We start from the raw sequence: 23,727 nt of genomic DNA, 5'->3' as shown, positions 1-23,727 counted from the left end.
CTTCTGGCTGCCATTGTGAAACAATTCATCGACTTCATCCCGCTGCTCCTGTTTTTCATTGTCTACAAAACCGAACCGCGCGCTGTCGAGATCCTCGGCAACAGCTACACGGTAGGCGGCATTTTCAGCGCTACGGCCATGCTGATCATCAGTTCGGTGGTGGTCTATGGCATCCTCTATATAAAGCAGCGCAAACTGGAGAAGAGCCAGTGGCTGACTCTGATTGCCTGCCTAGTGTTCGGCAGCCTGACGCTGGCCTTCCACAGCGAAACCTTCCTCAAGTGGAAAGCACCGGTGGTCAACTGGCTGTTCGCCCTGGCGTTTGCCGGCAGCCATTTCATTGGTGACCGCCCGCTCATCCAGCGCATCATGGGCCACGCTCTCACGCTGCCTGCGGCCATCTGGACCAAACTGAACATCGCCTGGATCTTCTTTTTCCTGTTCTGCGGCGCGGCCAACCTTTACGTGGCCTTCACGTATCAGGAGTTCTGGGTCGACTTCAAAGTCTTCGGCAGTCTGGCCATGACCCTGATTTTCCTGGTCGCACAGGGTATCTACCTGTCCCGCCACATGAACGACACTGCCACCACCACGACCAAATCCGAGGACTGACATGCTCTACGCAATCATCGCCACTGACGTCGAAAACTCGCTGGAAAAACGTTTGAGCGTACGCCCTGCGCACCTTGAGCGCCTTAATGCCCTCAAGGATGCAGGCCGTCTGGAACTGGCCGGTCCGAACCCAGCAGTCGACAGCAATGACCCTGGCGCAGCCGGTTTCAGCGGCAGCCTGATCGTCGCTGAGTTCGACTCCCTGGCAGCAGCAGAAGCCTGGGCCAAGGCTGATCCGTTCGTCGAGGCAGGCGTCTACGCCAACGTTGTGGTCAAGCCGTTCAAAAAGGTTCTGCCCTGATACGCCGTTGACGCCCTCTGGCGGTAGCGGTCCTGTTTGAAACATGACAGGGCCCTGCCGCCTCGACTCCCTGCGCAATATTCATCATTCCTGACGCGCTGCCGATAGCCTGCCGAGATTCAAATAAAAACGGTTCGGGTCAACGGGAGTTCAGATGCGTTCAGGTACATTGTGTCTGCTGATAGCGATATCGAGTACAAGCCTGCAGGTTCAGGCGGAAGGGACGGACGTCGTCGGGGCGTCACCGCCGACGCATTATACAAATTCAGCCAGCCAGATCGCAGACCTTCAGTCGCGGCTCGTCAACAGCGAGCGCCAGCGCGAAGACCTGATGAAGCAGGTGCAGAACACCGAACGCGACAGCGCACTGCTGGGCCGTTTGCGTCAAGAGAACCAAAAGCTCAAGTTGCAGCTCAAAGAGGCACTGTCAGCCACGCCGCCGCGTCTGCTGACCGAGCAACAACAATGGTTCGTCGCAGGGGGTGGCGTTGCGATGATCGCCCTTCTGTGCGGTATATTTGTCAGCGGTTGGCGTAGGCAACGTCGGCAGTGGCTAAATTGAGTGAGTCATGAGCGAGCTGTTACTAATTGATGATGATCAGGAGCTCTGTGAGCTGCTGAGCAGTTGGTTGAGTCAGGAAGGGTTTCAGGTGCGCGCCTGCCACGATGGCAACAGTGCGCGTCAGGCCCTCGCTGACCAGGCCCCTTCCGCCGTGGTACTGGACGTCATGCTGCCCGACGGCAGCGGTCTTGAGCTGCTCAAGCAGCTGCGGTCCGAACACCCCGACCTGCCGGTGGTGATGCTGTCGGCACGCGGCGAGCCACTGGACCGTATTCTGGGCCTGGAGCTTGGCGCTGACGATTACCTGGCCAAGCCCTGCGATCCCCGCGAACTGACCGCCCGCCTGCGCGCCGTCCTGCGTCGCAGTCACCCGGTCGCTTCGTCGACCCAGCTTGAACTTGGCGACCTGACTTTCAGCCCGATGCGCGGCGTGGTCAGTATCGATGAGAAAGAACTGACACTCACGGTCTCGGAAAGCCGCCTGCTGGAAGCCTTGCTGCGTCAGCCCGGCGAGCCGCTGGACAAGCAGGAACTGGCGCAACTGGCGCTGGGCCGCAAGCTCACCCTCTACGACCGCAGCCTGGACATGCACGTCAGCAACCTGCGCAAGAAAATCGGCCCACACCCGGATGGTCGTCCGCGCATCGTGGCGCTGCGCAGCCGTGGCTACTATTACAGCCTCTGAGCGCTTCCCGGCCCTGACGGTCCTTACACAAGCTTTACCAAGCCCTGACCGCGCTTGACCTTGATCTCCCTAAACTGGGCTCAACGGCATAGAGCCGCACTAGAGACAAGGAGATACACCATGCGCAAGACCCTGATCGCTTTGATGTTTGCTGCCGCCCTGCCTACCGTTGCCATGGCTGTTCCACCACCGCCTGCAGGTCCTGAAGCCGGCGCACCTGCCATGCACATGGAGCGCGACGACCGTGGCCCAGGCATGCATCGCGGCCCAGGTCCTGGCCCTTTCCGTGATCTGGACCTGTCACGTGAACAGCGTCAGCAGATCGACCGCCTGATGCGCGACCAGATGCATGAGCGTCGTGACATCACTCAGCGCTACCTGGACAAGATGCCTGCCCCCGAGCAGAAAGCCATGCAGGACGAGATCAACGCCAAGCGTAATGAAACCGACACTCAGATTCGCGCCCTGCTCAAGCCTGATCAGCAGAAGCAGTTCGACGAAATCAAGAAGAAGCAGGACGAGCGTCGTGCCGAGTGGGCCGAGTTCAAGGCCTGGAAAGCAGCCAAGGCTGCGAAGACGCAATAACATCAGTCAAGCCTGACGGCAGACTGATTGCAACCAACCCGGCATGCTCAAGCATGCCGGGCTTGTTCATTTCTTGACCGAGGAAAACCTGTGCGCTCATTGTTCTGGCGAATCCTGGCCAGTTTCTGGCTGGCCATTGCTCTGGTTGCAGGCCTGTCGATTCTGCTCGGGCACATGCTCAATCAGGACGCCTGGATCCTCAGCCGCCATCCGGTACTCAACGAGCTGCCGGAAAACTGGACACAGCGGTTCGAAGAGCAAGGCGCCGACGCGTCTCAGGATTACCTGCAAACCCTCAAACGCCGGAGCCGTATCGACGTTCAAGTGCTGAACGACAGCGGAGAACCGGTCGTGCGCGGCACATTTCCGCCCCGTGCAGCCGCCCTCGAAGCGCGTCAGCAGCAAGGCGATGACGACGATGAAGGCAGAAAACTGCCATGGCGTCGTCTGGCCACCGAATACACCAGCCCCAAGACCGGCGAAACGTACCTGTTCATCTACCGGATTCCGCACCCTGAACTTGATCAATGGCATCGTCAGAGCCTGATGTGGCCGCTGAGTGCGCTGGGCATCGCGCTGGTCGTGCTGACCCTGTTCAGTCTGTTCGTAACGCTGTCGATCACCCGACCGCTGAGCCGTTTGCGCGGCGCCGTGCACGATCTGGGGCAGACCAGTTATCAACAGCACAGCCTGGCGCAACTGGCCAATCGGCGTGACGAGTTCGGCGTGCTGGCCACCGATTTCAACCGGATGGGCGCACGCCTGCAAAGCCTGATCGGCAGTCAGCGTCAGTTGTTGCGTGATGTATCCCATGAATTGCGCTCGCCGCTGGCGCGCCTGCGCATCGCACTGGCGTTGGCCGAGCGCGCCGAACCTGCCGAGCGTGAAAAGCTGTGGCCGCGTCTGGGCCGCGAATGTGATCGGCTGGAAGCACTGATCAGCGAGATTCTGGCCCTGGCGCGTCTGGACGCCGACTTCGGCAGCGCCGAGCCGGTCGATCTTGACGGGTTGTTGCACCGGTTGAAGAACGACACGCAACTCGACGGTGCCGAGCAGACTATTCAGATCCAGGTGCAAAGCGACCTGCAGTTGCAAGGCTGGCCCGACATGATCGAGCGTGCGTTGGACAACCTGCTGCGCAATGCCCTGCGCTTCAACCCGCCGGGCCAGAGCATCGACTTGCAGGCGACTCGGGTGGACAACCGCATACGTCTGAGCGTGCGCGACCATGGTCCGGGCGTTGCCGAGGAACATCTGGCGCAACTGGGTGAGCCCTTCTTTCGCGCGCCCGGCCAGACTGCGCCGGGTCACGGCCTGGGACTGGCCATCGCCCGACGCGCTGCCGAGCGTCATGGCGGCAGCCTGACCCTGGGCAATCATCCCGAGGGCGGTTTTATCGCTACACTGGATTTGCCGCCAGAGCCGGTCAATCCCTCATCGGTCTGACGCCGATCAGCCCTGCCATTCGCTGACAAACCCGCCCACGTCCACTTTCGGTGCTTCGCGGGGCGGGTTCAGCGGCGTGCCCAGGTACAGAAAACCGACCACTTCCTCGTCGGCTTCAAGCCCCAGCCCTTTGGCCACATGCGGCGAATACGACAGCTCGCCTGTGCGCCAGACTGCGCCAACGCCCAGTGCGTAAGCCGCCAGCAATACGCCATGCGCCGCACAACCGGCGGTAATCAGCTGTTCCTTGCGCGGCACTTTGAAGTGATCCTGCAACCGCGCAATCACCACGACCACCAATGGCGCACGCAACGGTCCCAGGCGGGCCTTGTCCAGCGCCTGCGGGGTGATTTCGCCACCGCCCTGCTCCAGCGCCTCGGCCAGCAAGGTGCCCATGCGCTCGCGTGCCGTACCTTCGACGGTCAGGAAACGGTACGGCCGCAACTGGCCGTGATCAGGCGAGCGCAAGGCTGCGCTGAACATGATTTCGCGCTGTGCGGCATCCGGGGCCGGATCGACCAGACGTGGAACCGATACGCGGTTGAGCAAAGCGTCGAGCGCCTGCATGGGCTGTCTCCTTTCAAAGTTGATCAGGCATTCTAGAGCCTGTACAGGTTCAATAACGAGCACGACGGGCAATTACTTACAGGCAATGTCGAACGCAAGGCCCGGCCATGCTGGTTTACATGACCACGCGCGCGGGTAGAATGGCGCCTTTCTTCATTGCAGTCAGAGCCCTTCATGTCGTTGCCGACCCTTCGCATCATCGGTTTCATCATCGGCATCTTCCTGATCACGCTGGCTGTCGCCATGATTGTGCCCATGGCCACGCTGGTCATCTACGACCGCTTCGAAGACCTGCGCTCGTTTCTGTGGGCCAGCGCCATCACCTTCATCGCCGGGCTTGCGATGGTGGTGCCGGGTCGGCCGGAGCACGTTCAGTTGCGTCCACGGGACATGTACATGCTCACGGTCTCCAGCTGGATCGTGGTGTGCATCTTCGCGGCGCTGCCGTTTCTGCTGACCCAGCACATCAGTTACACCGACTCCTTCTTCGAAAGCATGTCCGGAATCACCGCGACCGGCTCTACCGTGCTCAGCAACCTGGACAGCATGTCTCCGGGCATTCTGATCTGGCGCTCGATGTTGCACTGGCTGGGTGGCATCGGCTTCATCGGTATGGCCGTGGCGATTCTTCCGCTGCTGCGGATCGGTGGCATGCGGCTGTTCCAGACCGAGTCGTCCGACCGCTCCGAAAAGGTCATGCCCCGTTCGCACATGGTGGCCAAGTTCATCGTGCTGGCTTATGTGAGCTTCACCGCACTGGGCAGCCTGGCGTTCTGGATGGCGGGCATGAGCCTGTTCGACGCGATCAATCATGCGATGTCGGCGATTTCCACCGGGGGGTTCTCGACGTCTGACATGTCTCTGGCGAAATGGCCACAGCCTGCGGTGCACTGGGTCGCCATCGTGGTGATGATCCTCGGCAGCCTGCCCTTCACCTTGTACGTCGCCACGCTGCGCGGCAACCGGGGTGCGTTGTTCCGGGACGAGCAGGTGCAAGGGCTGATCGGTCTGTTGCTGATCACCTGGCTGGTGATGACCGTGTGGTACGCGAACACCACTGACTTGCCATGGACCGAGGCGTTGCGTCACGTAGCGCTGAACGTCACGTCGGTGGTCACGACCACAGGCTTTGCACTGGGCGACTACAGCCTGTGGGGCAATTTCTCGTTGATGCTGTTCTTTTATCTGGGCTTCATCGGCGGCTGTTCCGGCTCGACGGCGGGCGGCGTGAAGATTTTCCGCTTCCAGGTCGCCTATATCCTGCTCAAGACCAACCTCAACCAGTTGATCCATCCACGTGCTGTGATGAAACAGAAATACAACGGCCACCGGCTGGACGACGAGATTGTGCGTTCGATTCTGACGTTCTCGTTTTTCTTCACCATCACCATCTGCCTGATCGCGCTGATGCTGTCGCTGCTGGGTCTGGACTGGATGACCGCACTCACCGGGGCAGCCAGCACGGTGTCAGGCGTCGGACCTGGGCTGGGCGAAGTCATCGGGCCAGCGGGCAACTTCTCCACCCTGCCGGACGCGGCAAAATGGATTCTGTCCGGCGGGATGCTGCTGGGCCGTCTGGAGATAATCACCGTGCTGGTGCTGTGCGTGCCTGCATTCTGGCGGCATTGATGCGCGCAAAGCCGCCTCTTATCAAACAACACGTAATCTGCTGAATGAACACGCTTTTGTGGGAGGCGGCTTGCCGGCGATGCACTCGACGCGGTACTTCAGGAAGATCGCGTCATCGTTCATCGCCGGCAAGCCGCCTCTTATCAAACTACCTGTAACTTACTGAAGAAACGCGATTTTGTGGGAGCGGACCGGGCGGCGTTCCGTTTGTCCGCGAATACTGTATTTCAGGCGATGAATATTCGTCAGATGTACTGGCCTTTTCGCGGACAAGTCCGCTCCCACTGAGTTTGCTGCGCGACAGCGCTACGTCGAAGACATGGTGGCGCCTGCAACAGTCCGGTATTTGCCACGACACAGCGTACTGCCAAATCGCACCGTGTCAGGCTAGACTCACCCCAAGCCAACCCGAGGGTCTGTCCATGGATACCGCCAAGCCGTTCACCCGCTTTGCCGATTTCTACCCTTACTACCTCGACGAACACCGCAGCAGCACCAGCCGGCGCCTGCATTTCATTGGCACCACGCTGGTGATCTTTCTGCTGGCTTTCGGCATAGGCAGTGGACGCTGGTGGCTGTTGGCGCTGTTACCGGTTGCCGGTTATGGCTTTGCCTGGGCCGGTCATTTCTTCTTCGAGAAGAACCGCCCCGCCACCTTCAAGCACCCTTTCTATAGCCTGCTCGGGGATTTCGTCATGTACCGCGACATGCTGTTGGGCCGGGTGCCTTTCTAGAGAAAATCAGGCAACCGGCTCGCTGACCGGCACGCCCTGCTGCTCGACCTCAGGGCTGGCTTTCAAATGTGCATCGGCCAGCCGGAACAGTTCAATGTGGCCATCCAGGTGCTCGATCAGCGCCGTACAGGATTCGACCCAGTCGCCGCAGTTCATGTATTCCACGCCGCCTACCTGACGGATTTCCGCGTGGTGAATGTGCCCGCACACCACGCCGTCCAGATCGCGCTTCACGCATTCATGGGCGATGGCTTCTTCGAAATCACTGATGAAATTCACCGCGCTTTTGACCTTGTGCTTCAGGTACGCCGACAGCGACCAGTAGCCATAGCCGTATTTCGCCCGCCAGTGGTTCAGCCAGCGATTGAGGGTCAGGGTGAATTCGTAGGCCGAGTCGCCGAGAAAGGCCAGCCAGCGGTGATAACGGGTGATCACATCGAATTGATCGCCATGAATCACCAACAGACGGCGACCATCAGCCGTCACGTGTTCGGCCTCGTCTACCAACTGAATATTGCCCAGAATCAGCTTCGAGTAACGGCGCAGAAACTCGTCATGATTGCCCGTGACGTAGATGACTTCGGTGCCGCGCTTGCTCATGGTCAGCAGACGCCGGATGACGTTGGTATGCGCCTGCGGCCAGTACATGCCGCCACGCAGCTTCCAGCCGTCGATGATATCGCCCACCAGATAGATCCGGTCAGCCTGATAGCGCTTGAGAAACGCCGACAGGTGTTCGGCCTGGCAATCGCGCGTGCCCAGATGCACATCGGAAATCCACAAGGTCCGCACGCGTTGCTTGCGGCTGGGTTTGGCGAGCTGAGCACTGCTCATGGGACGACCTCCGGCGGGTTTTCCAAAAGAGTGCCGCATGCCGGTTAATTGAATGTGACACGCACATGGCGATGTCATGACAATGGCTTGTACGAGGTAGACTTGCCTGTCGCCGCGCCCACAAAGGATTGTCATGACTCCGCGTTCCGCCCTGCTCGCTCTGCACATCGGCGCCCTGCTGTTCGGCCTGTCCGGCGTGCTGGGTAAACTTGCACATGCTTCGCCATCCGTGATCGTTTTCGGCCGCGCGGCCTTCGCAGCCGCAGCACTCGCCGTGTTCGCACGCTTTGTCGGCAGCACGCGCTGGAAACCATTGAGCCGAGCCAGCGGTGCACGTTTGGTCCTCAGTGGCGTACTGCTTAGCCTGCACTGGGTGTCGTTTTTCATCGCGGTGAAAGTAGCAGGCGTGGCTGTGGCGACGCTGGGCTTCGCGAGCTTCCCGGCGTTCACCGTGATACTTGAGGGTCTGGTCTTTCGCGAGCGGATCCGGCGCATCGAGATGCTGCTGGTCGTGCTGGTTACCGTGGGGCTGATACTGGTGACACCAGGGTTCGATCTGGCCAGCGAAGCGACGGGCGGCTTGTTGTGGGCGATTGTTTCGGGCTTCACCTTCGCCCTGCTGTCGCTGGTCAACCGTGCCAGTGCGCTGCATGTGCCAGCGGTGCAGGCCGCCCTGTGTCAGAACCTGATCGTCGCCGTCTGCCTGCTGCCGTGGGCAGCCTATTCATTGCCTGACGTTTCGACCCGTGACTGGCTGTGGATTGCCTTGCTCGGCGTGCTCTGTACCGGACTGGCGCACAGTCTGTTCGTCGCCAGTCTGGCCGTGATCAAGGCGCGGATAGCCGCAGTGGTATTTGCCATGGAGCCGTTGTACGGCATCGCCTTCGCCTGGCTGATCTTCGCCGAAACGCCCACCCTGCGGATGCTGCTGGGCGGGGCGCTGATCATTGTCGCCATTCTGATCTCAGGCCTGATGGGCAACCGAGGTGCAGAGACCGGATCTCATTGAGGGTCCGCTGCGCGATGCCGATCGTTGTGGCCCAGGTCACGCGCCGGATCGATCTGATCCCGCACCCGCTGCTTGAGCACCTTGGCCTCCGGAAATCCACCGTCGGCCTTGCGCTCCCAGATCTGCACGCCGTCACAGGTAATGCGAAAGGTACCACCCGTGGCCGGCTCAAGCGAGACCTTGCCCAGATCGTCGCAGAACGTACTCAGCAGTTCCTGCGCCAGCCAGGCGGCACGCAGCAACCATTGGCACTGGGTGCAGTAGGTGATGATGACTTCGGGTTTTCCGGCAGACATGAACGCGTGCTCCGCATCAAAGAGCGCTCATGATACGCACCGTTTGCCCGCTCAACGAGCGTTGGCGACGCGTCGAAGGTCGCTGAGCGTCGGGTTGTGCGCAACATCGTCCGGTTCGGCGTCCTGCTCATGCCCTTTGACGCCCAGCAGCCCGAGCAGACGACCGCGTATCGCCTGAAACCCGGCCTGTCCGCTGTCGCGCTGGCGCGGCAGTTCGATACGGATCTCGTCGGCAATCCTGCCATCGGCCAGCACGATGACCCGGTCGGCGAGCAAAATCGCTTCGTCCACATCGTGGGTCACCAGCAGCACTGCGGGGGTGTGCTTGCGCCACAGGTCGATGATCAGTTGATGCATGCGAATGCGCGTCAGGGCGTCGAGCGCGGCGAAGGGTTCATCCAGCAGTAACAGCTTGGGTTCACGCACCAGACCACGGGCCAAGGCAACGCGCTGCGCTTCACCGCCCGACAAGGTGGCCGGAAATGCATTGACCCGATGTGACAGGCCGACCTCGCCCAGCGCGGCTTCGGCTCGCGCCTTGGCATTGTCGATGTGCAGACCGAGCACCACGTTTTTCCAGGCGCTTTTCCACGGCATCAGGCGGGGTTCCTGAAACACCGCCGCCCGCGCCACCGGCACGCGCAGCTCGCCGCTGTCGATGCTGTCCAGCCCGGCGAGGGTACGCAGCAAGGTGGTCTTGCCGGAGCCGCTGGCCCCGAGCAGCGCGACGAATTCACCCGGCGCGATGTCCAGATCCAGCCCGTCGATCACCCGCTGCTGGCCGAACTGCCGGACTACATTGCGCAGTTGGACCGGGGCCTGCACGGCTTTTTCCGGAGCACGATGCAGGGTCGTCTGTGGGTTACGCGCGTCGAAAGCGGTCATGTTCAGTTCCTCACAAAAGTCGGGCGCCAGGCCAGGGCGTAGCGTTCCAGCGTGCGAATAATGCCGTCGATCACCAGGCCGAGAACGCTGTAGATCAGCAGGCAGATGACAATCACATCGGTGCGCATGAAGTCGCGGGCGTCACTGGCCAGATAGCCGATGCCTGCCGTGGTGTTGATCTGCTCGACGAACACCAGCGCCAGCCAGGAGATGCCCAGCGAATAGCGCAGGCCCACGAAGAACGAGGGCAGCGAGCCCGGCAGGATCACGTGCCAGATCAGTTCGCGACGGCTCAGACCGAGCGTGTTGGCGGCCTCGATCAGTTTGGGGTCGATGTTGCGGATCCCGGAAAACAGGTTCAGGTACACCGGAAAGGTGGTGCCCATGACGATCAGCGCCACTTTGGTGAACTCACCGATGCCAAACCAGAGGATGAACAGCGGCACCAGCGCCAGTGACGGAATGGTGCGCAGCATTTGCATCGGCGAATCGAGGGCAATTTCACCTCGTTTGGACAGGCCGGTGATCAGCGCAGCCACGACACCGATGCTGACGCCGATACTCAGGCCCAGCAGCGCGCGCTGCAGCGACACCCACAGGTGCCGTCCCAGCTCGCCCGACAGAATCATCGACCAGAGCGTGCCGCCAATCTGCGACGGCGCAGCAATGACCCGCACCGGCAGCAGGCCGGTCTGTGAGGCCAGTTCCCAGAGCAGTAACAACGCGAGCGGGCTGAGCAGACGCAGCACGAACCCCGGCACGCGCCACTGGCGGCCGGACTGCGCAGCGGTCTGTCGCTCGGGCTTGTTGACGACCAGAAATCCGGCATCGATGGAGTTGAGGGTTGTTTCAGACATGAAGGCATCCTTGCTGAACGGATCGGGCAAACGCACCCGACTCACTGGATAGGCATCATGCTAGGTGCATAAGAACCCTGAGTGAAATTCTATTTGGATCTAAGCTAATCGTTAAAATATTTGATTATCGTCAATTAACATAATGCATATTTTTTATAATTAACTTAGACCAAAATCGAATTTCACAGCCTCTGCCTTCGCCCATTAAGGTGCCCGTCGACAAGGTCGAACGGACCTCAACCATTGGCAGGAGTCATTCATGAGCATCGAATTCATTGGCTACATCGCTACGCAGCCCGGTTCGGAAATCCATCCACGCAGTGGCGCGACCATCCAGCCCGACTATGTGCAGAAAGTCGCCAAGGCCCATGAAGACTCGGGTTTCGACCGTGCGCTCATCGCCTATCACTCCAACAGTCCGGACAGCACACTGGTGGCTGCGCACGCTGCCAGCGTGACCCACACCCTGAAATTCCTGATTGCCCATCGTCCCGGTTTTATCTCGCCGACCGTCGCGGCCCGTCAGTTCGCGACGCTGGACGTGTTCAACGGCGGGCGGACAGCGGTGCACATCATCACCGGAGGCGATGACAAGGAATTGCGTGCCGACGGCAGCCATATCGGCAAGGACGAGCGTTACGCGCGCAGCGACGAATACTTGAGCGTGGTGCGCCAGGAATGGACCAGCGACAAACCATTCGATCACCAGGGCACGTATTACCAGTTCGAGGGCGCGCACTCGCTGGTCAAGTCCCCGCAACAGCCGCACATTCCCCTGTATTTCGGCGGCTCGTCAGCTGCTGCGATTGCCGTGGCAGGCAAACACGCCGACGTTTATGCGTTGTGGGGCGAGACGTACGAGCAGGTACGCGACGTGGTCAAACAGGTACGCGCCGAGGCTGCCAAACATGGCCGCACCATTCGTTTCAGTCTGTCGTTGCGACCGATTCTGGCCGACACCGAAGAACAGGCCTGGGCACGCGCCGACAGCATTCTGGAAAAAGCCAGGGCACTGGCCGAACGCAACGGGTTTATCCGTCGAGAGCCGCCGAACGAAGGTTCACGTCGCCTGCTGGCCGCCGCCGCGCAAGGTTCGCGTCTGGACAAGCGCCTGTGGACAGGTATCGCCGAACTGCTGGGTGCGCAAGGCAACTCGACCTCGCTGGTGGGCACGCCAGAACAGGTCGCCGAAGCGCTGCTCGATTACTACGACCTGGGGATTACCACCTTTCTGATTCGCGGTTTCGACCCGCTGGATGACGCCATCGACTACGGCAAAAAGCTTATTCCACTGACCCGCGAACTGGTCGCCCGGCGCGAGCGCGAAGCCCGTGAGCAGGTTGCCTGAACTGCGGGTAGACACTACGGGCATCACCGGCCGGCAGTCATGCCTGCCGGTGATGCCCGTCAGGCAGCAGCCGAAACCTGTTCCAGCGACTGCGCCACCAGCGCGCCGAACGCATCCACCGGCCCTTGCAGGTTACCGAGGAAACGTGGGTAGAACAGCCACAGGTCCATCACCGGTTTGAAGTCTTTCAACGGCACGACGGCCAGTTGATCGCGATGAATGCTGCGCGCAAGCAAAGGACGCGGCACCAGACCCAGCCCCATGCCGTCGGCGACCAGGCCCAGTTGCAACTCGGTGCCGAAGGTTTCCAGATTGACCTTCATGCTCAGGCCCTGATCGGACAGCGTGCGTTGCAGGCCTGCCCTAAATCCGCAGCCGTCGGGATTCAGCACCCAGCCCTGCTGGTAACAGTCAGCCAGCTTGCCGGGCTTTTTCGGCACCGTGTCCCTGGCGGCGACTACGACCAGCTCCATTCGGCCAATGGACTGCGCCACGATGTTTTCCGGGAAAATCTTGCCGGCCGGGAACAGCGCGGCGGCCGCATCCAGTTCGCCGTTCTCGATCTTGCCAATCAGATAGCTGCCCCAGCCGGTGCTCACCTGTGCGCGCAAATCGGGAAACTCGCCCCGCAGTTGCTTCAGCGCATCCAGCAGCACCACGTCACCGATGGTCTGTGGCACACCCAGTCTCAGCAGACCGCTGGGCGGCGTATCGCTGGCCACCAGCTCACGCAGCGCATCCATTTCACGCAGAATCGCCAGGCATTTCTGATAGACCTGAACGCCCATGGCCGTGGGCTTGAGCGGTTTGGTATTGCGATCAAACAACTCAACACCCAGGGCCTGCTCGAAATTCTGCACCCGGCGCGTAATGGCCGGTTGGGTCAGGTCCAGCGATTCAGCTGCATGGCTGATCGACTGGCAGCGAATCACCGCAACGAACGCATCGATATCATCAATTTTCATTCGGACCGCACATAAAAATATAAGAGGAAAATAGGCAAAAAGCATAGTGCCAATGGGCGTTCATGGATAGTCCGCGCTTCCAACATAAGCCTGAACCCTGGCCAGTGAAAGACGTTTTCGTTATATCCTAATCATAAAAAAATAGCATATTAAACAATCGCATTATGCTTATATCGATCCATACCTGACGCTGATCTGGAATGGACATGACTCAGAACCGACACCCCGAACGACTCGGGGCCTTCATCGACGCGCTGACCGAGCTGATTGGCAGCGACACCCACGAAACCGATCTGCTGCATCGCGGCAGCCGATTGCTTGCGCAACTGGTCAGCCATGACGACTGGCTGCCTGACGAGTTCGCTGTTCCCGACCCGACTCGCTACCAGCAATTTCTGCTGCACGCCGATGCACAGCAGCGCTTCTCGGTAGTGAGTTTTGTCTGGGGCCCGGGCCAGCGCACGCCAATTCATGACCATCGTGTGTGGGGGCTGATCGGCATGCTGCGCGGCGCGGAAGACGCTCAGGGTTACGTGCGCGGCCATGACGGGCGCCTTGAGCGGCAGGGTCCGAGCGTGCGTCTGGTGCCGGGCCAGGTTGAAGCGTTGTTGCCGCAGCGCAACGATGTCCATCAGGTCAGCAACGCCTTCAGCGATCAGGTTTCGATCAGCATCCATGTGTACGGCGCCGACATCGGTCAGGTGAAGCGCGCAGTCTACGAGCTGGACGGCACCGAAAAACTTTTCATTTCCGGCTATTCCAATCCCGCCCCACCCCCATCTCAAGCACAACCGACAGGGAGTCACGCCTGATGAGCACACACCCAACCCGATCCTTTGCCGAAATTCGCCAGGCCCTGCTGGACCGTCAGGAACTGGCGCTGGTGGATGTGCGCGAAGAAGCGCCCTTCGCGCAGGCGCATCCGTTGTTCGCAGCCAACATTCCATTGTCGAAGCTGGAGCTGGAGGTGTTCTCACGCATCCCGCGTCGCGACACCGCCGTGACGCTGTATGACGATGGCGAAGGCCTGGCCGATATCGCTCTGCAACGCTTGCAGGCTCTGGGCTACAGCGACGTGAAGCAGCTGGAAGGCGGTTTGCAGGGCTGGCGCCAAGCCGGCGGTGAACTGTTCATCGATGTCAATGTACCGAGCAAGGCGTTTGGCGAACTGGTGGAACATCAGCGTGCCACGCCGTCGCTGGCCGCTGAAGAGGTCAAGGCGCTGCTCGACAGCCAGGCCGATGTGGTGGTGCTCGATGCGCGGCGCTATGACGAATACCAGACCATGAGCATCCCGAGCGGCATCAGCGTGCCGGGCGCGGAACTGGTGCTGCGCGCCCGTGAACTGGCGCCGGACCCGAACACCCGGATCGTCGTCAACTGCGCAGGCCGTACCCGCAGCATCATCGGCACCCAGTCGCTGATCAATGCAGGGTTGCCCAATCAGGTCCATGCGCTGCGCAACGGCACCATCGGCTGGCTGCTCGCCGATCAGACGCTGGATCATGGTCAGAACCGGCGCTTCGCCGACGTGAGCGACAAGACCCGTAACACGGCCAGCGCCGACGCCCGCAACGTGGCCGACCGCGCAGGCGTAAAGCGCGCCAGTCTGTTTGATCTGCAAGGCTGGCAAAGGGAGACGTCGCGCACCACCTACCTGTTCGACGTGCGTACGTCAGAGGAATTTGCCAAGGGGCATCTGCCCGGAGCGCGCTCGACGCCCGGCGGGCAACTGGTGCAGGAAACCGATCATTACGCCAGCGTGCGTGGTGCACGAATCGTATTGGTGGACGACGACGGCGTGCGCGCCAACATGTCGGCTTCCTGGCTGGCACAACTGGGCTGGGAGGTGTCGGTGATCGACGGCCTGCAGGCGCAGGACTTTTCCGAGCTGGGCGACTGGGACGCGCCCTTCCCGGCGCCTGCACAGGTGGAGTTCATCAGTGCCGAAACCCTCGCCGACTGGCAGGCCCACGGCGGTGTGGCGGTGCTGGACTTCACCACCAGCGCCAACTACGTGAAGCAGCACATCCCCGGCGCCTGGTGGTGCCTGCGAGCTGATCTCGAACAGGCACTGGCAAAGGTGCCCGCCGCCGAGCGCTATGTGCTGACCTGTGGCAGCAGCCGTCTGGCGCGCTTCGCGGCCGCCGACGTCGAGGCCCTGACGAACAGGCCAGTGTTCGTGCTGGAAGGCGGCACGGCCAGTTGGGTCAAGGCCGGGTTTGCGCTGGAACACGGCGAAACCCGCCTGGCCTCAGCGCGCATCGACCGTTACCGCCGCCCGTATGAAGGCACCGACGCACCCAAGGCCGCGATGCAGGCGTATCTGGACTGGGAGTTCGGTCTGGTCGAACAACTGGGGCGCGATGGGACGCATGGGTTTCACGTGATCTGAGACGTTAAACACCTGATCGCGCCTGCGCTCATACAAGCCTGCCTCGACACTGATCGTAGATATCCCGTGGGTACGCCTGGACGCAGAGCGTCCCGAGAGGCATTCCCACGCAGAGCGTAGGGAACGATCAGTGTGAAGTCGATTGATGCATCCATCTTACTGATGACGGAGTTCCTTCTTCCATGCTGCCTTTCTTCAAATCAGCCTCTTCCCTTAAAAGCCTGGTGCTTGTCACATTGCTGAGCCTGCTCGCCAGTCAGCAGGCACTGGCGGCAGACCTTGCGCCATTGCGGGTCGCCAACCAGAAGTCATTGCTCAAAATCCTGCTGCAGGTGTCCGGCGAACTCAAGGACGTGCCCTATGACATCCAGTTTTCCGAGTTCCCGTCCGCTGCGCCGCTAGGCGAGGCGCTGAATGCCGGTGCGGTGGACATTGGCGCCTTGGGCGATGCGCCTTACGTGTTTGCACTGGGCGCGGGCGCGCCACTGAAAGTGGTCAGCATCACCCATGCACAGGGCCGCTTCACCACCGCCCTGCTGGTGTCAAAGAATTCGCCGATCAAGACCGTCGCCGACCTCAAGGGCAAGCGCATCGTGACCGGGCGCGGTTCCATCGGCCACTATCTGGCGATCCGCGCCTTGCATGAGGCGGGGCTGAAAACCAGCGACGTCACCTTCATCAACCTGTTGCCCAGCGAGTCGCGGCTGCTGCTTGACAGCGGCGAGGCCGACGCCTGGGCGACCTGGGATCCTTACACCACTATTTCCATCAGCCAGAGCGATGCACGGGTGCTGGTGAGCGGCAGCGAGTTGCTGAGCAATCACCTGTACCTGGCTGCGACCAGCAAGGCCATCGAGGGTAAGCGTCCGCAGCTGGAAGACTTTGTCGCACGGGTCGAACGTGCTTTCAACTGGACCAATGCGCACCCCGAGGAATATGCCGCCGCACAGGCCAGGGTCACCGGTCTGCCGCTTGAGGTGCACCTGTCGGTGGCCAAGGCGACACAAATGCAGCGCACGCTGATTGACGACAGGATCATTCAAGGCCTGCAAGCCACGGCTGACACGTATCTGGCCGAAGGCATTCTCGGCAAGCCGATCGACGTTTCGACAGGCTTCGACAAGAGCTTCAACGCGGCGCGGCCCCAGGTCGCACAGGCGGCCAGCCAATGATCAGCACCTTCAATCCCGTCCCATCGCGAAAGGATCCCGCATGAGCCCTTCTCCCCTCCGTCGGCTACTGCCCGAATCGGTCGCAACGTTTGAAGCTCGACTGAACAGCCTGACCGCGACACTCGCCGAAACGGCTGAGCACTACGACGTAACCGCGCACTTTCCGCACGCCAATTTCAGTCTGCTGCACGAGCATGGCCTGTTGGGTCTCGTCGTACCGACCGAACTGGGCGGTGGCGGCGCGGATCTGGTAAAGGCACAGCAGGTGATCAGTGCGGTCGCAAGAGGCGAGCCTTCCACGGCGCTGATTCTGGTGATGCAGTACCTGCAACACGCCCGCCTGCAGGACAACGTCAATTGGCCCCGGGACCTGCGCGTGCGGGTCGGCGAGGAAGCGGTCCGTGAAGGTGCGCTAATCAATGCCCTGCGGGTGGAGCCGGATCTGGGCACGCCCGCACGTGGCGGTTTGCCGGGCACCATCGCCCGTCGTACCGCCGAAGGCTGGCGCATCAGCGGCACCAAGATCTATTCCACCGGCAGCCATGGCCTGACCTGGTTTGCCGTGTGGGGGCGCAGCGATGACGAAGACCCGTTGGTGGGCACCTGGCTGGTGCACAAGGACACGCCCGGCATTCAGATCATCGAAGACTGGGATCATCTGGGCATGCGCGCCACCAACAGCCACGAGATACGTTTCGACAATGTGCTGGTGCCGCTGGAGCATGCGGTAAGTGTCAGCCCGTGGAGCGCACCGAAGTCGGATCTGGACCCAGCGAGCATGCTGTGGATGTCGGTGCTGCTTTCATCGGTCTACGACGGCATCGCGCAGTCCGCCCGCGACTGGCTGGTGGACTGGCTGGAGCAACGCAAGCCCTCCAACCTTGGCGCAGCGCTTTCGACGCTGCCGCGCTTTCAGGAGACCGTTGGCCACATCGACACCCTGCTGTTCGCCAACCGCAGCCTGCTGGACGCAGCGGCCCAGGGCCTGACGCCGACTCAGCACGCGGGTCAGCTCAAATACCTGGTGACCGGCAATGCGATACGCGCCGTGGAGCTGGCCATCGAAGCATCCGGCAATCCCGGCCTGTCGCGCAGCAACCCGTTGCAGCGCCACTACCGCAACGTACTGTGCGGCCGGGTTCACACGCCGCAGAACGATGCCGTGCTGATCGGCGTCGGCAAGGCCGCTTTCGCAGCACGCAACGCCGGCGTCTGATCACACCATCGGTGGCGGCTCGAACGCCGTGACCGATGGCAGCGGCTGATCCCATTTGACGATTTCAACCGACGCCGTCTGTGCCGAGCAGCCTTGGGACAGGCTCGACGCACCGACGTCTCGCGTGATGACGTTGGGGTTGCCGTGCTTTTCAAGACTGCCCCGCTCGCCCCGCACCAGCGGATCGAACCACGCACCGGTCGCGATCTGTACCACGCCGGGTCGAATACCGTCGGACACGATCACCCCGGCCAGAAACGCGCCGCGTTCATTGAAGACCTTGATCACATCGCCCCCGACGATCCCGCGTGCCTGCGCGTCTTTCGGGTTCATGGTCAGCGGCTCGCGCTCACGGATCTTCGAAGAACGGCTGTAGCTGCCGTGGTCATATTGGCTATGCAGCCGGGTCCTGGGCTGGTTGGAGAGGAGGTGCAAGGGGAAGGCAGGCGCAGGTTTATCCAGCCACACCGGGTGGCCGGGACAGTCTGCATAACCAAACCCGGCTATGCGCTCGGAAAAGATTTCGATGCGTCCGGAAGGCGTCGGCAAAGGATGGGCATCGGGGTCATCGCGAAAGGCCTTGAGCAGCACGTTATCGGCCTCGGGAAAATCGATTTCCAGCAGACCATCACGCCAGAACTGGTCGAACGCAGGCAGCGCAATGCCAAACGATTCGGCACGCTGGCGCGAGTCGTCATAGATGAATCGCAGCCAGGTCTGGGCATCACGGCCTTCGGTGAAGGTTTCGGCGAGGCCCATGCGCTCGGCCACGCCGGAGAAGATTGCATAGTCGTCACGGGATTCGCCGACTGGCTCTATGGCCTGCTGCATGGCAATCATGAACCGGTCGGACGCCGAGCTGCCAATGTCGTTTCGCTCCAGTGCGGTGGTCGCGGGCAGCACGATATCGGCGTACTTGGCCTGCGCAGTCCAGAACTGCTCATGAACGATAATGGTCTGCGGACGCTGCCAGGCTTCCAACAGTCGGTTGAGGTCCTGATGGTGGTGAAAGATGTTTCCGCCAGCCCAGTACACCAGCTTGATGTCGGGATAGGTAGGGCGCTGGCCGTTGTAATCGAACGGGGTGCCGGGGTTGAGCAGCATGTCGGTCACGCGCGCCACCGGGATGAACGCCTTGACCGGGTTGCTGCCCTGGGAAAAGCGCGGCCCGGAGAACGCCTTGCGGCCGCTGCCGGTGTTGTTCATACAGCCATAGCCCAGGCCGAAGCCCGCACCGGGCAGGCCGATCTGCCCCAGTAAGGCGGCGAGCGTTACGGTCATCCAGAATGGCTGCTCGCCATGAACCGAACGCTGCAACGAATAGGCGACGTTGATCATGGTGCGCTTGCTGGCCATCCGGCGCGCCAGTTCGACAATCTGTTGTGCGGGAATATCGGTCAGCGCTGCGGCCCAGTCCGGGCTTTTCGGTTGAGCGTCGGTGTGGCCGAGCAGGTAATCGCGAAAGCGTTCATAGCCGACGGTGTAGCGTTGAACGAACGATTCGTTGTGCAGGTTCTCGGTGATCAGTACGTAAGACAGCGCCATCATCAGGGCCGTGTCACTGCCGGGCCTGACAGGCAACCACTGGATCTGCGCAGGGCCTGCAAGGTCCTCACGCAGCGGGCTGACGTTGACGAATTGCACACCCGCGTCGGACATTTTTTGCAGCGCGTCGGTCAGCAGGTGATCCGTTGCACCGCCGGGGCTGGTCTGGGCATTCTTGGCAGGCAGCCCGCCGAACGCGACGAACAGCTCGCAGTGTTCGGCAAGGTTTTTCCATGAGGTGTGAGCCGCCAGGAGCCAGTCCATGCTGCCGACGATATGCGGCATTAGCACCCGTCCGGCACCCAGGCTGTAACTGTCGGTGCTGGACACATAGCCGCCGATGCAGTTTAGAAAACGGTGCAGCTGGCTTTGCGCATGGTGAAAGCGACCGGCACTGCCCCACCCATAACTGCCGCCGAAAATCGCCTGATTGCCGTGCGCCTGCCTGACCCGTTTCAGCTCACGGGCGACCAGATCCAGTGCAACTTCCCACGACACCTCAACGAAGGGCTCCTGCCCGCGCAGCTCAGCTCGCAACTCGTATTGCCCGCCCGCCTGCTCCAGAAAACTTCGACGCACGGCGGGCCGCATGACTCGCGTCGGCGAGGTAATGGCTGCCGCCACTGAGTCACCTATGGGCGAAGGATCCTTATCCCACTCGGCAGGCTGCAAGGCTTGCAGCTTGCCGTTCACGACCTGCGGACGATAAACGCCCCAGTGCAGCGAGGTCAGACTCATGTCAGGCGGACTCCTTGGGTTTGAGTGATGTTTATCGTGTTCCAGACTCGGATGCAAAATCCGTGGCAGACAGCCGCCTACCACAGTCCGTGGTCGCAGCAAGACTCGGGTATAACGCTGAGCACAAGCATGGGCATGATCGGCGTGCTTGAGATCACACTGATCGTTCCTACGCGATGGGCACGATCAGTGTCGAGGCGGACTTGTGTATAAAGATGAGCGCTGAGCGTGCGGAACGATCAGTATGCTGACTACCCCTGACGGTCATCCAGGTCGATGCCAGAGTCCAGCCGCTCGCGCAGGAACTCGATGAAGGCCTGTACCGGCCGGGAAGCCTGGCGATGCTGTGGATACACCGCTGACAGGGTCAGCGGCTCGGGGCGCAGCTCGTCCAGTACACGCACCAGGCTGCCGTCACGCAGCGCCGCGCCGACAATGAAGGTCGGCAGGTAGGTAACGCCCAGCCCTGCCACCGCCGCATCGCGCAACAACTCGCCATTGTTGACCCGCATCCGCCCGCTGACGCTCAGGCTAAAAGGTTTGCCTGCGCCCTGAAAACGCCATTGCACCTGACGACCATGGCCATACGGCAGGCAGTCGTGAGCATGTAGATCCTCGGGTTTTTCCGGCGTGCCGCGCTCGGCCAGATAAGCAGGACTGGCGCAGTAGACCCGGTCGATGGTCGCGATTCGCCGGGCAATCAGGCTGGAGTCTTCCAGCACGCCGATGCGCAGCACCAGATCGTAGCCTTCGCTGAGCAGGTCCACCGGGCGGTCGCTCAGGTCCACTTCCACCGAAACGTCGCGGTAGCGCTGCAGGAACAGCGGCAGCAGACAGCCCAGATGCGCCACGGCAAACGACAGCGGCGCGCTAAGGCGCAAGGTGCCGCGCGGCTCGCTGTTCTGACCTGTGATGCCCTGCTCCACCTGCTCGACTTCGGCCAGCAGACGCAAGGCCGATTCGTAGTAGCTCTGGCCCAGCGGGGTGACGTCCAGCCGCCGCGTCGAGCGGTTCAGCAGGCGCACGCCCAGCCGTTCTTCCAGTTGCATCAGCCGCCTGCTGACGAACTGCTTGGACAGCCCCAGCTTGTCGGAGGCCGCCGTGAAGCTGCCCGACTCCATCACCTGGCAAAAGATACGCATGTCTTCAAAAGGGTTCATTGTCACGACCTGGTTGACAGTTAAACGCTTTATAACCGCTTTTTCGCATTTCAGCACCTGATTAGTCTGTGTCCACAGGGCCAACAGCCCATTCCCAACGTTCTGTGGAGTCATCCCATGCATCAGTCATTGAGCCATCCCCTGCTCTGGAGCGCCCTGCTGCTGTTGGCCGATGTCCTGATCTGGCACCTGGCCCCGGTGCGTCAGAGGGTGGCGCAGGTGAGCATCCGGCTGGCGCTGTTTCTGGCGTTCAGCACGATCATTATCAATGCCGGGATCAGCCCGTTGCAGGCCCCGTCCTGGCCGGATGACAGCGTGATCCAGTTGGGCGCGACGGCACTGGCGATTCTCTGGTGGGTCTACACCGCGCGGGTGCTGACCGTGTTGATCGGTCTGGCGCTGATGCACCGCATCGGACACAGCGGACGCCTGTTGCAGGACGTGATCGGCGCGCTGGTGTTCCTGATTGCCGTGGTGGCGGCCGCAGGCTATGTGCTGGAACTGCCGGTCAAGGGCCTACTGGCAACGTCCGGCGCGATGGCGATCATCGTCGGTCTGGCGTTGCAAAGCACACTCAGCGACGTGTTTTCCGGGATTGTGCTCAACACCACCAAGCCCTACCAAGTGGACGATCTGGTGTCGATCGACGGCGTCGAAGGCAAGGTGCTCGACATCGACTGGCGCGCCACGCACCTGTTGACCCACGCAGGCAGCACCGCCGTGGTGCCCAACTCGGTGGCGGCCAAGGCCAAGATCGTCAACCTCAGTCGCCCGACCAACATGCACGGCGTTTCGATCAGCATTCAGGTGCCGACCCACATTCGACCACGCCGCGTGCTCGACGCACTGGAGCGCACCCTGCAGGGCAGCAGCAGCCTGTTGCTGAGCCCTGCGCCAAAGGCCGTGCTGCATGCGTCGGGAGACAGCATGTCGGAATACGTGGCCACTGGCTTCATCGCCGACCTGAGCAAAAAAGGCGAAGTGCGCAACCAGTTGTTCGACCTCGCCCACCGCCACTTGGAAGCGGCCGGAATCGTTCGTCAGCCCGACGCGGTCGTCGAGCCAGCCTCGCGGGCCCGTGCGTTGCTGGAAGAAGTGAAAGTGTTCCGTTCGCTCAGCGAGGAAGAGCGGGATCAACTGGCCCAGCACATGACTGCCCAGCAGTACGCCGCAGGTCAGGTGGTGCTGGACCTGAACGAGGTGCCCGACGGCCTGTTCGTGATCGCCACCGGCGTGATCAGTGCGGCCGTGGTCAATGGCGAGCAACGCGTCGAGGCCGGTCGCATGGGACCGAGCGAAGTGTTGGGCGAACAGGGTCTGCTGGACGACACGCCGTCCGAAGCCTGCTTCACCGCGCTGACTTCCAGCATCGTCTATCGCATCGACAAGGACATCGCCCGCGCCTGCATGACGCAATCCAGCCAGGTGAATACTGCTCTGCACAAGCTGCAGGCGGTACGTCAGAAGAACAGCCATTCGATCCTGCTGGCCCGTCCGCCGCAGGTCAGAAAAGGCGGCTTCCTCGGCTGGCTGCAAAGCCGTTGAGATGACCGTGGCAGAGCTGTCGCGCAATCAGTTAGCCACCACTCGGACAGCCCGGAATTAACAACGATTAACTCGTCAGTACGGCTCGCGGAAATCAAGAATAGCGGCCTCTGCGCAAATTCTTGCCCATGGAAAGCTCACCCCACCACGGACATTTGCCATGACCCACTATTCAAGTTATGCCTGCAAGCTTTGCCCTGACGCGCTGAACAGCGAGAAACCGGTCCGCAACAGCGGTGGACTGTCGCCCTGGCGAGAACGTCTGGCCAAGCAGCTGATTCGCGACAACCTGAGTGAGAACATCGAGGTGGCCGAGCTGGCACGGGCCTGCGCCCTGTCGCGCAGTTACTTCTCCCGCGCCTTCAAGTGCAGCACCGGGCTTTCGCCGCAGGAGTGGATCCGCGAGCAGCGTCTGGCGCGTGCCAAATGTCTGATTCAGCACACCGCCATGAGCCTGACCCAGATCAGTCAGGAGTGCGGCTTCTGTGATCAATCGCATTTTTCGCATATCTTCTCCCGCGCCGAGGGCATCAACCCCTTCACGTGGCGCGGACATGCGAGAAATGCAGGCCAGGGTGAAGGGATGTCCGCGTCGTGACCGTCAGCCGTTAAGCTACGCTGCACGCAGACTTCCTCATCCC

General features: G+C 61.4%; 24 protein-coding genes. 16 read left to right on the top strand and 8 right to left on the bottom strand.

The features are described 5' to 3' along the window. Positions 1 to 15 precede the first annotated feature (15 nt). From CFBP1590_RS08215 to CFBP1590_RS08190, 6 genes are all read left to right on the top strand, one after another. Entirely contained in the window at positions 16 to 612 is a 597-nt protein-coding gene (locus CFBP1590_RS08215) for a septation protein A (RefSeq protein ID WP_058430933.1), read from the top strand. A 1-nt stretch (position 613) separates the two neighbouring features. Next, the gene (locus CFBP1590_RS08210) at positions 614 to 913 is read left to right on the top strand and encodes a YciI family protein (RefSeq protein ID WP_004884303.1); all 300 of its coding nucleotides are present in this window, start codon (positions 614 to 616) and stop codon (positions 911 to 913) included. 154 nt (positions 914 to 1,067) lie between these two features. After that, complete coding sequence (locus CFBP1590_RS08205; RefSeq protein WP_088234817.1) at positions 1,068 to 1,475, top strand: SH3 domain-containing protein; 408 nt, start codon at positions 1,068 to 1,070, stop codon at positions 1,473 to 1,475. A 7-nt stretch (positions 1,476 to 1,482) separates the two neighbouring features. Further along, positions 1,483 to 2,160: a response regulator transcription factor gene (locus CFBP1590_RS08200; RefSeq protein WP_057408412.1), complete on the top strand. Its 678-nt coding sequence runs from the start codon at positions 1,483 to 1,485 to the stop codon at positions 2,158 to 2,160. A gap of 120 nt (positions 2,161 to 2,280) precedes the next feature. Further along, positions 2,281 to 2,745 carry an LTXXQ domain-containing protein gene (locus tag CFBP1590_RS08195; RefSeq protein ID WP_088234816.1) on the top strand — a complete coding sequence of 155 codons (465 nt, stop codon included), beginning with the start codon at positions 2,281 to 2,283 and terminating at the stop codon, positions 2,743 to 2,745. A 90-nt stretch (positions 2,746 to 2,835) separates the two neighbouring features. Beyond that, on the top strand, positions 2,836 to 4,191 hold the full coding sequence (locus CFBP1590_RS08190; RefSeq protein WP_025993746.1) for a sensor histidine kinase: 1,356 nt from the start codon (positions 2,836 to 2,838) through the stop codon (positions 4,189 to 4,191). 6 nt (positions 4,192 to 4,197) lie between these two features. Here the strand turns inward: CFBP1590_RS08190 and CFBP1590_RS08185 are convergent, their stop codons facing one another. Then, positions 4,198 to 4,758, bottom strand: a complete 561-nt coding sequence (locus CFBP1590_RS08185; RefSeq protein ID WP_029242314.1) for a nitroreductase family protein — start codon at positions 4,756 to 4,758, stop codon at positions 4,198 to 4,200. 174 nt (positions 4,759 to 4,932) lie between these two features. On the opposite strand from CFBP1590_RS08185, the gene CFBP1590_RS08180 reads away from it, so the two are divergent. Next, the gene (locus CFBP1590_RS08180) at positions 4,933 to 6,387 is read left to right on the top strand and encodes a TrkH family potassium uptake protein (protein ID WP_004884289.1); all 1,455 of its coding nucleotides are present in this window, start codon (positions 4,933 to 4,935) and stop codon (positions 6,385 to 6,387) included. Positions 6,388 to 6,809: 422 nt separating this feature from the next. After that, positions 6,810 to 7,121, top strand: a complete 312-nt coding sequence (locus CFBP1590_RS08175) for an Mpo1-like protein (RefSeq protein WP_029242315.1) — start codon at positions 6,810 to 6,812, stop codon at positions 7,119 to 7,121. A 6-nt stretch (positions 7,122 to 7,127) separates the two neighbouring features. Here CFBP1590_RS08175 and CFBP1590_RS08170 read toward each other — a convergent pair whose 3' ends face one another. Then, complete coding sequence (locus tag CFBP1590_RS08170; protein ID WP_088234815.1) at positions 7,128 to 7,955, bottom strand: UDP-2,3-diacylglucosamine diphosphatase; 828 nt, start codon at positions 7,953 to 7,955, stop codon at positions 7,128 to 7,130. 133 nt (positions 7,956 to 8,088) lie between these two features. Here CFBP1590_RS08170 and CFBP1590_RS08165 point away from each other — a divergent pair, with 133 nt between their 5' ends. After that, complete coding sequence (locus CFBP1590_RS08165) at positions 8,089 to 8,964, top strand: DMT family transporter (RefSeq protein WP_029242317.1); 876 nt, start codon at positions 8,089 to 8,091, stop codon at positions 8,962 to 8,964. Here CFBP1590_RS08165 and CFBP1590_RS08160 read toward each other — a convergent pair. Genes CFBP1590_RS08160 through CFBP1590_RS08150 form a run of 3 tightly spaced genes read right to left on the bottom strand, consistent with a single transcriptional unit; the run spans position 8,958 to position 11,002 of the window. Beyond that, on the bottom strand, positions 8,958 to 9,260 hold the full coding sequence (locus CFBP1590_RS08160) for an Rdx family protein (RefSeq protein ID WP_004884283.1): 303 nt from the start codon (positions 9,258 to 9,260) through the stop codon (positions 8,958 to 8,960). The genes CFBP1590_RS08165 and CFBP1590_RS08160 overlap by 7 nt on opposite strands. Before the next feature lie 51 nt (positions 9,261 to 9,311). Further along, entirely contained in the window at positions 9,312 to 10,145 is an 834-nt protein-coding gene (locus CFBP1590_RS08155) for an ABC transporter ATP-binding protein (RefSeq protein ID WP_231991835.1), read from the bottom strand. Positions 10,146 to 10,147: 2 nt separating this feature from the next. Further along, on the bottom strand, positions 10,148 to 11,002 hold the full coding sequence (locus CFBP1590_RS08150) for an ABC transporter permease (protein ID WP_004884277.1): 855 nt from the start codon (positions 11,000 to 11,002) through the stop codon (positions 10,148 to 10,150). 259 nt (positions 11,003 to 11,261) lie between these two features. On the opposite strand from CFBP1590_RS08150, the gene CFBP1590_RS08145 reads away from it, so the two are divergent. Beyond that, positions 11,262 to 12,350 carry an LLM class flavin-dependent oxidoreductase gene (locus CFBP1590_RS08145; protein ID WP_058430928.1) on the top strand — a complete coding sequence of 363 codons (1,089 nt, stop codon included), beginning with the start codon at positions 11,262 to 11,264 and terminating at the stop codon, positions 12,348 to 12,350. 59 nt (positions 12,351 to 12,409) lie between these two features. On the opposite strand, the gene CFBP1590_RS08140 is transcribed toward CFBP1590_RS08145, so the two are convergent. Continuing rightward, a complete protein-coding gene (locus CFBP1590_RS08140; RefSeq protein ID WP_029242321.1) occupies positions 12,410 to 13,315 on the bottom strand; it encodes a LysR family transcriptional regulator in 906 nt (301 codons plus the stop codon). Between the two features lie 206 nt (positions 13,316 to 13,521). Between CFBP1590_RS08140 and CFBP1590_RS08135 the strand changes: the two genes are divergently transcribed. From CFBP1590_RS08135 to CFBP1590_RS08120, 4 genes are all read left to right on the top strand, one after another. Then, positions 13,522 to 14,127: a cysteine dioxygenase family protein gene (locus CFBP1590_RS08135; RefSeq protein ID WP_162876794.1), complete on the top strand. Its 606-nt coding sequence runs from the start codon at positions 13,522 to 13,524 to the stop codon at positions 14,125 to 14,127. Continuing rightward, positions 14,127 to 15,710 carry a rhodanese-related sulfurtransferase gene (locus CFBP1590_RS08130; protein WP_088234813.1) on the top strand — a complete coding sequence of 528 codons (1,584 nt, stop codon included), beginning with the start codon at positions 14,127 to 14,129 and terminating at the stop codon, positions 15,708 to 15,710. The genes CFBP1590_RS08135 and CFBP1590_RS08130 overlap by 1 nt, the downstream gene beginning before the upstream one ends. Positions 15,711 to 15,892: 182 nt before the next feature. Beyond that, positions 15,893 to 16,882, top strand: a complete 990-nt coding sequence (locus CFBP1590_RS08125) for an ABC transporter substrate-binding protein (protein ID WP_088234812.1) — start codon at positions 15,893 to 15,895, stop codon at positions 16,880 to 16,882. A gap of 40 nt (positions 16,883 to 16,922) precedes the next feature. After that, a complete protein-coding gene (locus tag CFBP1590_RS08120; RefSeq protein ID WP_088234811.1) occupies positions 16,923 to 18,098 on the top strand; it encodes an acyl-CoA dehydrogenase family protein in 1,176 nt (391 codons plus the stop codon). Here the strand turns inward: CFBP1590_RS08120 and CFBP1590_RS08115 are convergent, their stop codons facing one another. Further along, positions 18,099 to 20,381, bottom strand: coding sequence for a molybdopterin guanine dinucleotide-containing S/N-oxide reductase (locus CFBP1590_RS08115; RefSeq protein ID WP_088234810.1), 2,283 nt, complete (start codon positions 20,379 to 20,381; stop codon positions 18,099 to 18,101). A 251-nt stretch (positions 20,382 to 20,632) separates the two neighbouring features. Beyond that, the gene (locus CFBP1590_RS08110) at positions 20,633 to 21,541 is read right to left on the bottom strand and encodes a LysR family transcriptional regulator (RefSeq protein ID WP_088234809.1); all 909 of its coding nucleotides are present in this window, start codon (positions 21,539 to 21,541) and stop codon (positions 20,633 to 20,635) included. A 117-nt stretch (positions 21,542 to 21,658) separates the two neighbouring features. On the opposite strand from CFBP1590_RS08110, the gene CFBP1590_RS08105 reads away from it, so the two are divergent. Continuing rightward, positions 21,659 to 23,086, top strand: a complete 1,428-nt coding sequence (locus CFBP1590_RS08105) for a mechanosensitive ion channel family protein (protein WP_088234808.1) — start codon at positions 21,659 to 21,661, stop codon at positions 23,084 to 23,086. Between the two features lie 160 nt (positions 23,087 to 23,246). Then, a complete protein-coding gene (locus CFBP1590_RS08100; RefSeq protein ID WP_032632626.1) occupies positions 23,247 to 23,684 on the top strand; it encodes a helix-turn-helix domain-containing protein in 438 nt (145 codons plus the stop codon). Positions 23,685 to 23,727 lie beyond the last annotated feature (43 nt).

Origin of the sequence: Pseudomonas viridiflava, assembly GCF_900184295.1 — a bacterium.
GTDB lineage: Bacteria > Pseudomonadota > Gammaproteobacteria > Pseudomonadales > Pseudomonadaceae > Aquipseudomonas > Aquipseudomonas viridiflava.
The sequence above is the reverse complement of the archived record's forward strand: the minus strand, read 5'-3'. Positions and strand labels throughout refer to the sequence as shown.

Excerpts from the sequence above, each read along its gene's own strand:
- CFBP1590_RS08210 (WP_004884303.1), top strand. The coding sequence starts at position 614 with ATGCTCTACGCAATCATCGCCACTGACGTCGAAAACTCGCTGGAAAAA.
- CFBP1590_RS08205 (WP_088234817.1), top strand. The coding sequence starts at position 1,068 with ATGCGTTCAGGTACATTGTGTCTGCTGATAGCGATATCGAGTACAAGC.
- CFBP1590_RS08200 (WP_057408412.1), top strand. The coding sequence starts at position 1,483 with ATGAGCGAGCTGTTACTAATTGATGATGATCAGGAGCTCTGTGAGCTG.
- CFBP1590_RS08195 (WP_088234816.1), top strand. The coding sequence starts at position 2,281 with ATGCGCAAGACCCTGATCGCTTTGATGTTTGCTGCCGCCCTGCCTACC.
- CFBP1590_RS08185 (WP_029242314.1), bottom strand. The coding sequence starts at position 4,758 with ATGCAGGCGCTCGACGCTTTGCTCAACCGCGTATCGGTTCCACGTCTG.
- CFBP1590_RS08180 (WP_004884289.1), top strand. The coding sequence starts at position 4,933 with ATGTCGTTGCCGACCCTTCGCATCATCGGTTTCATCATCGGCATCTTC.
- CFBP1590_RS08175 (WP_029242315.1), top strand. The coding sequence starts at position 6,810 with ATGGATACCGCCAAGCCGTTCACCCGCTTTGCCGATTTCTACCCTTAC.
- CFBP1590_RS08170 (WP_088234815.1), bottom strand. The coding sequence starts at position 7,955 with ATGAGCAGTGCTCAGCTCGCCAAACCCAGCCGCAAGCAACGCGTGCGG.
- CFBP1590_RS08165 (WP_029242317.1), top strand. The coding sequence starts at position 8,089 with ATGACTCCGCGTTCCGCCCTGCTCGCTCTGCACATCGGCGCCCTGCTG.
- CFBP1590_RS08160 (WP_004884283.1), bottom strand. The coding sequence starts at position 9,260 with ATGTCTGCCGGAAAACCCGAAGTCATCATCACCTACTGCACCCAGTGC.
- CFBP1590_RS08155 (WP_231991835.1), bottom strand. The coding sequence starts at position 10,145 with ATGACCGCTTTCGACGCGCGTAACCCACAGACGACCCTGCATCGTGCT.
- CFBP1590_RS08150 (WP_004884277.1), bottom strand. The coding sequence starts at position 11,002 with ATGTCTGAAACAACCCTCAACTCCATCGATGCCGGATTTCTGGTCGTC.
- CFBP1590_RS08145 (WP_058430928.1), top strand. The coding sequence starts at position 11,262 with ATGAGCATCGAATTCATTGGCTACATCGCTACGCAGCCCGGTTCGGAA.
- CFBP1590_RS08140 (WP_029242321.1), bottom strand. The coding sequence starts at position 13,315 with ATGAAAATTGATGATATCGATGCGTTCGTTGCGGTGATTCGCTGCCAG.
- CFBP1590_RS08135 (WP_162876794.1), top strand. The coding sequence starts at position 13,522 with ATGACTCAGAACCGACACCCCGAACGACTCGGGGCCTTCATCGACGCG.
- CFBP1590_RS08130 (WP_088234813.1), top strand. The coding sequence starts at position 14,127 with ATGAGCACACACCCAACCCGATCCTTTGCCGAAATTCGCCAGGCCCTG.
- CFBP1590_RS08125 (WP_088234812.1), top strand. The coding sequence starts at position 15,893 with ATGCTGCCTTTCTTCAAATCAGCCTCTTCCCTTAAAAGCCTGGTGCTT.
- CFBP1590_RS08120 (WP_088234811.1), top strand. The coding sequence starts at position 16,923 with ATGAGCCCTTCTCCCCTCCGTCGGCTACTGCCCGAATCGGTCGCAACG.
- CFBP1590_RS08115 (WP_088234810.1), bottom strand. The coding sequence starts at position 20,381 with ATGAGTCTGACCTCGCTGCACTGGGGCGTTTATCGTCCGCAGGTCGTG.
- CFBP1590_RS08110 (WP_088234809.1), bottom strand. The coding sequence starts at position 21,541 with ATGAACCCTTTTGAAGACATGCGTATCTTTTGCCAGGTGATGGAGTCG.
- CFBP1590_RS08105 (WP_088234808.1), top strand. The coding sequence starts at position 21,659 with ATGCATCAGTCATTGAGCCATCCCCTGCTCTGGAGCGCCCTGCTGCTG.
- CFBP1590_RS08100 (WP_032632626.1), top strand. The coding sequence starts at position 23,247 with ATGACCCACTATTCAAGTTATGCCTGCAAGCTTTGCCCTGACGCGCTG.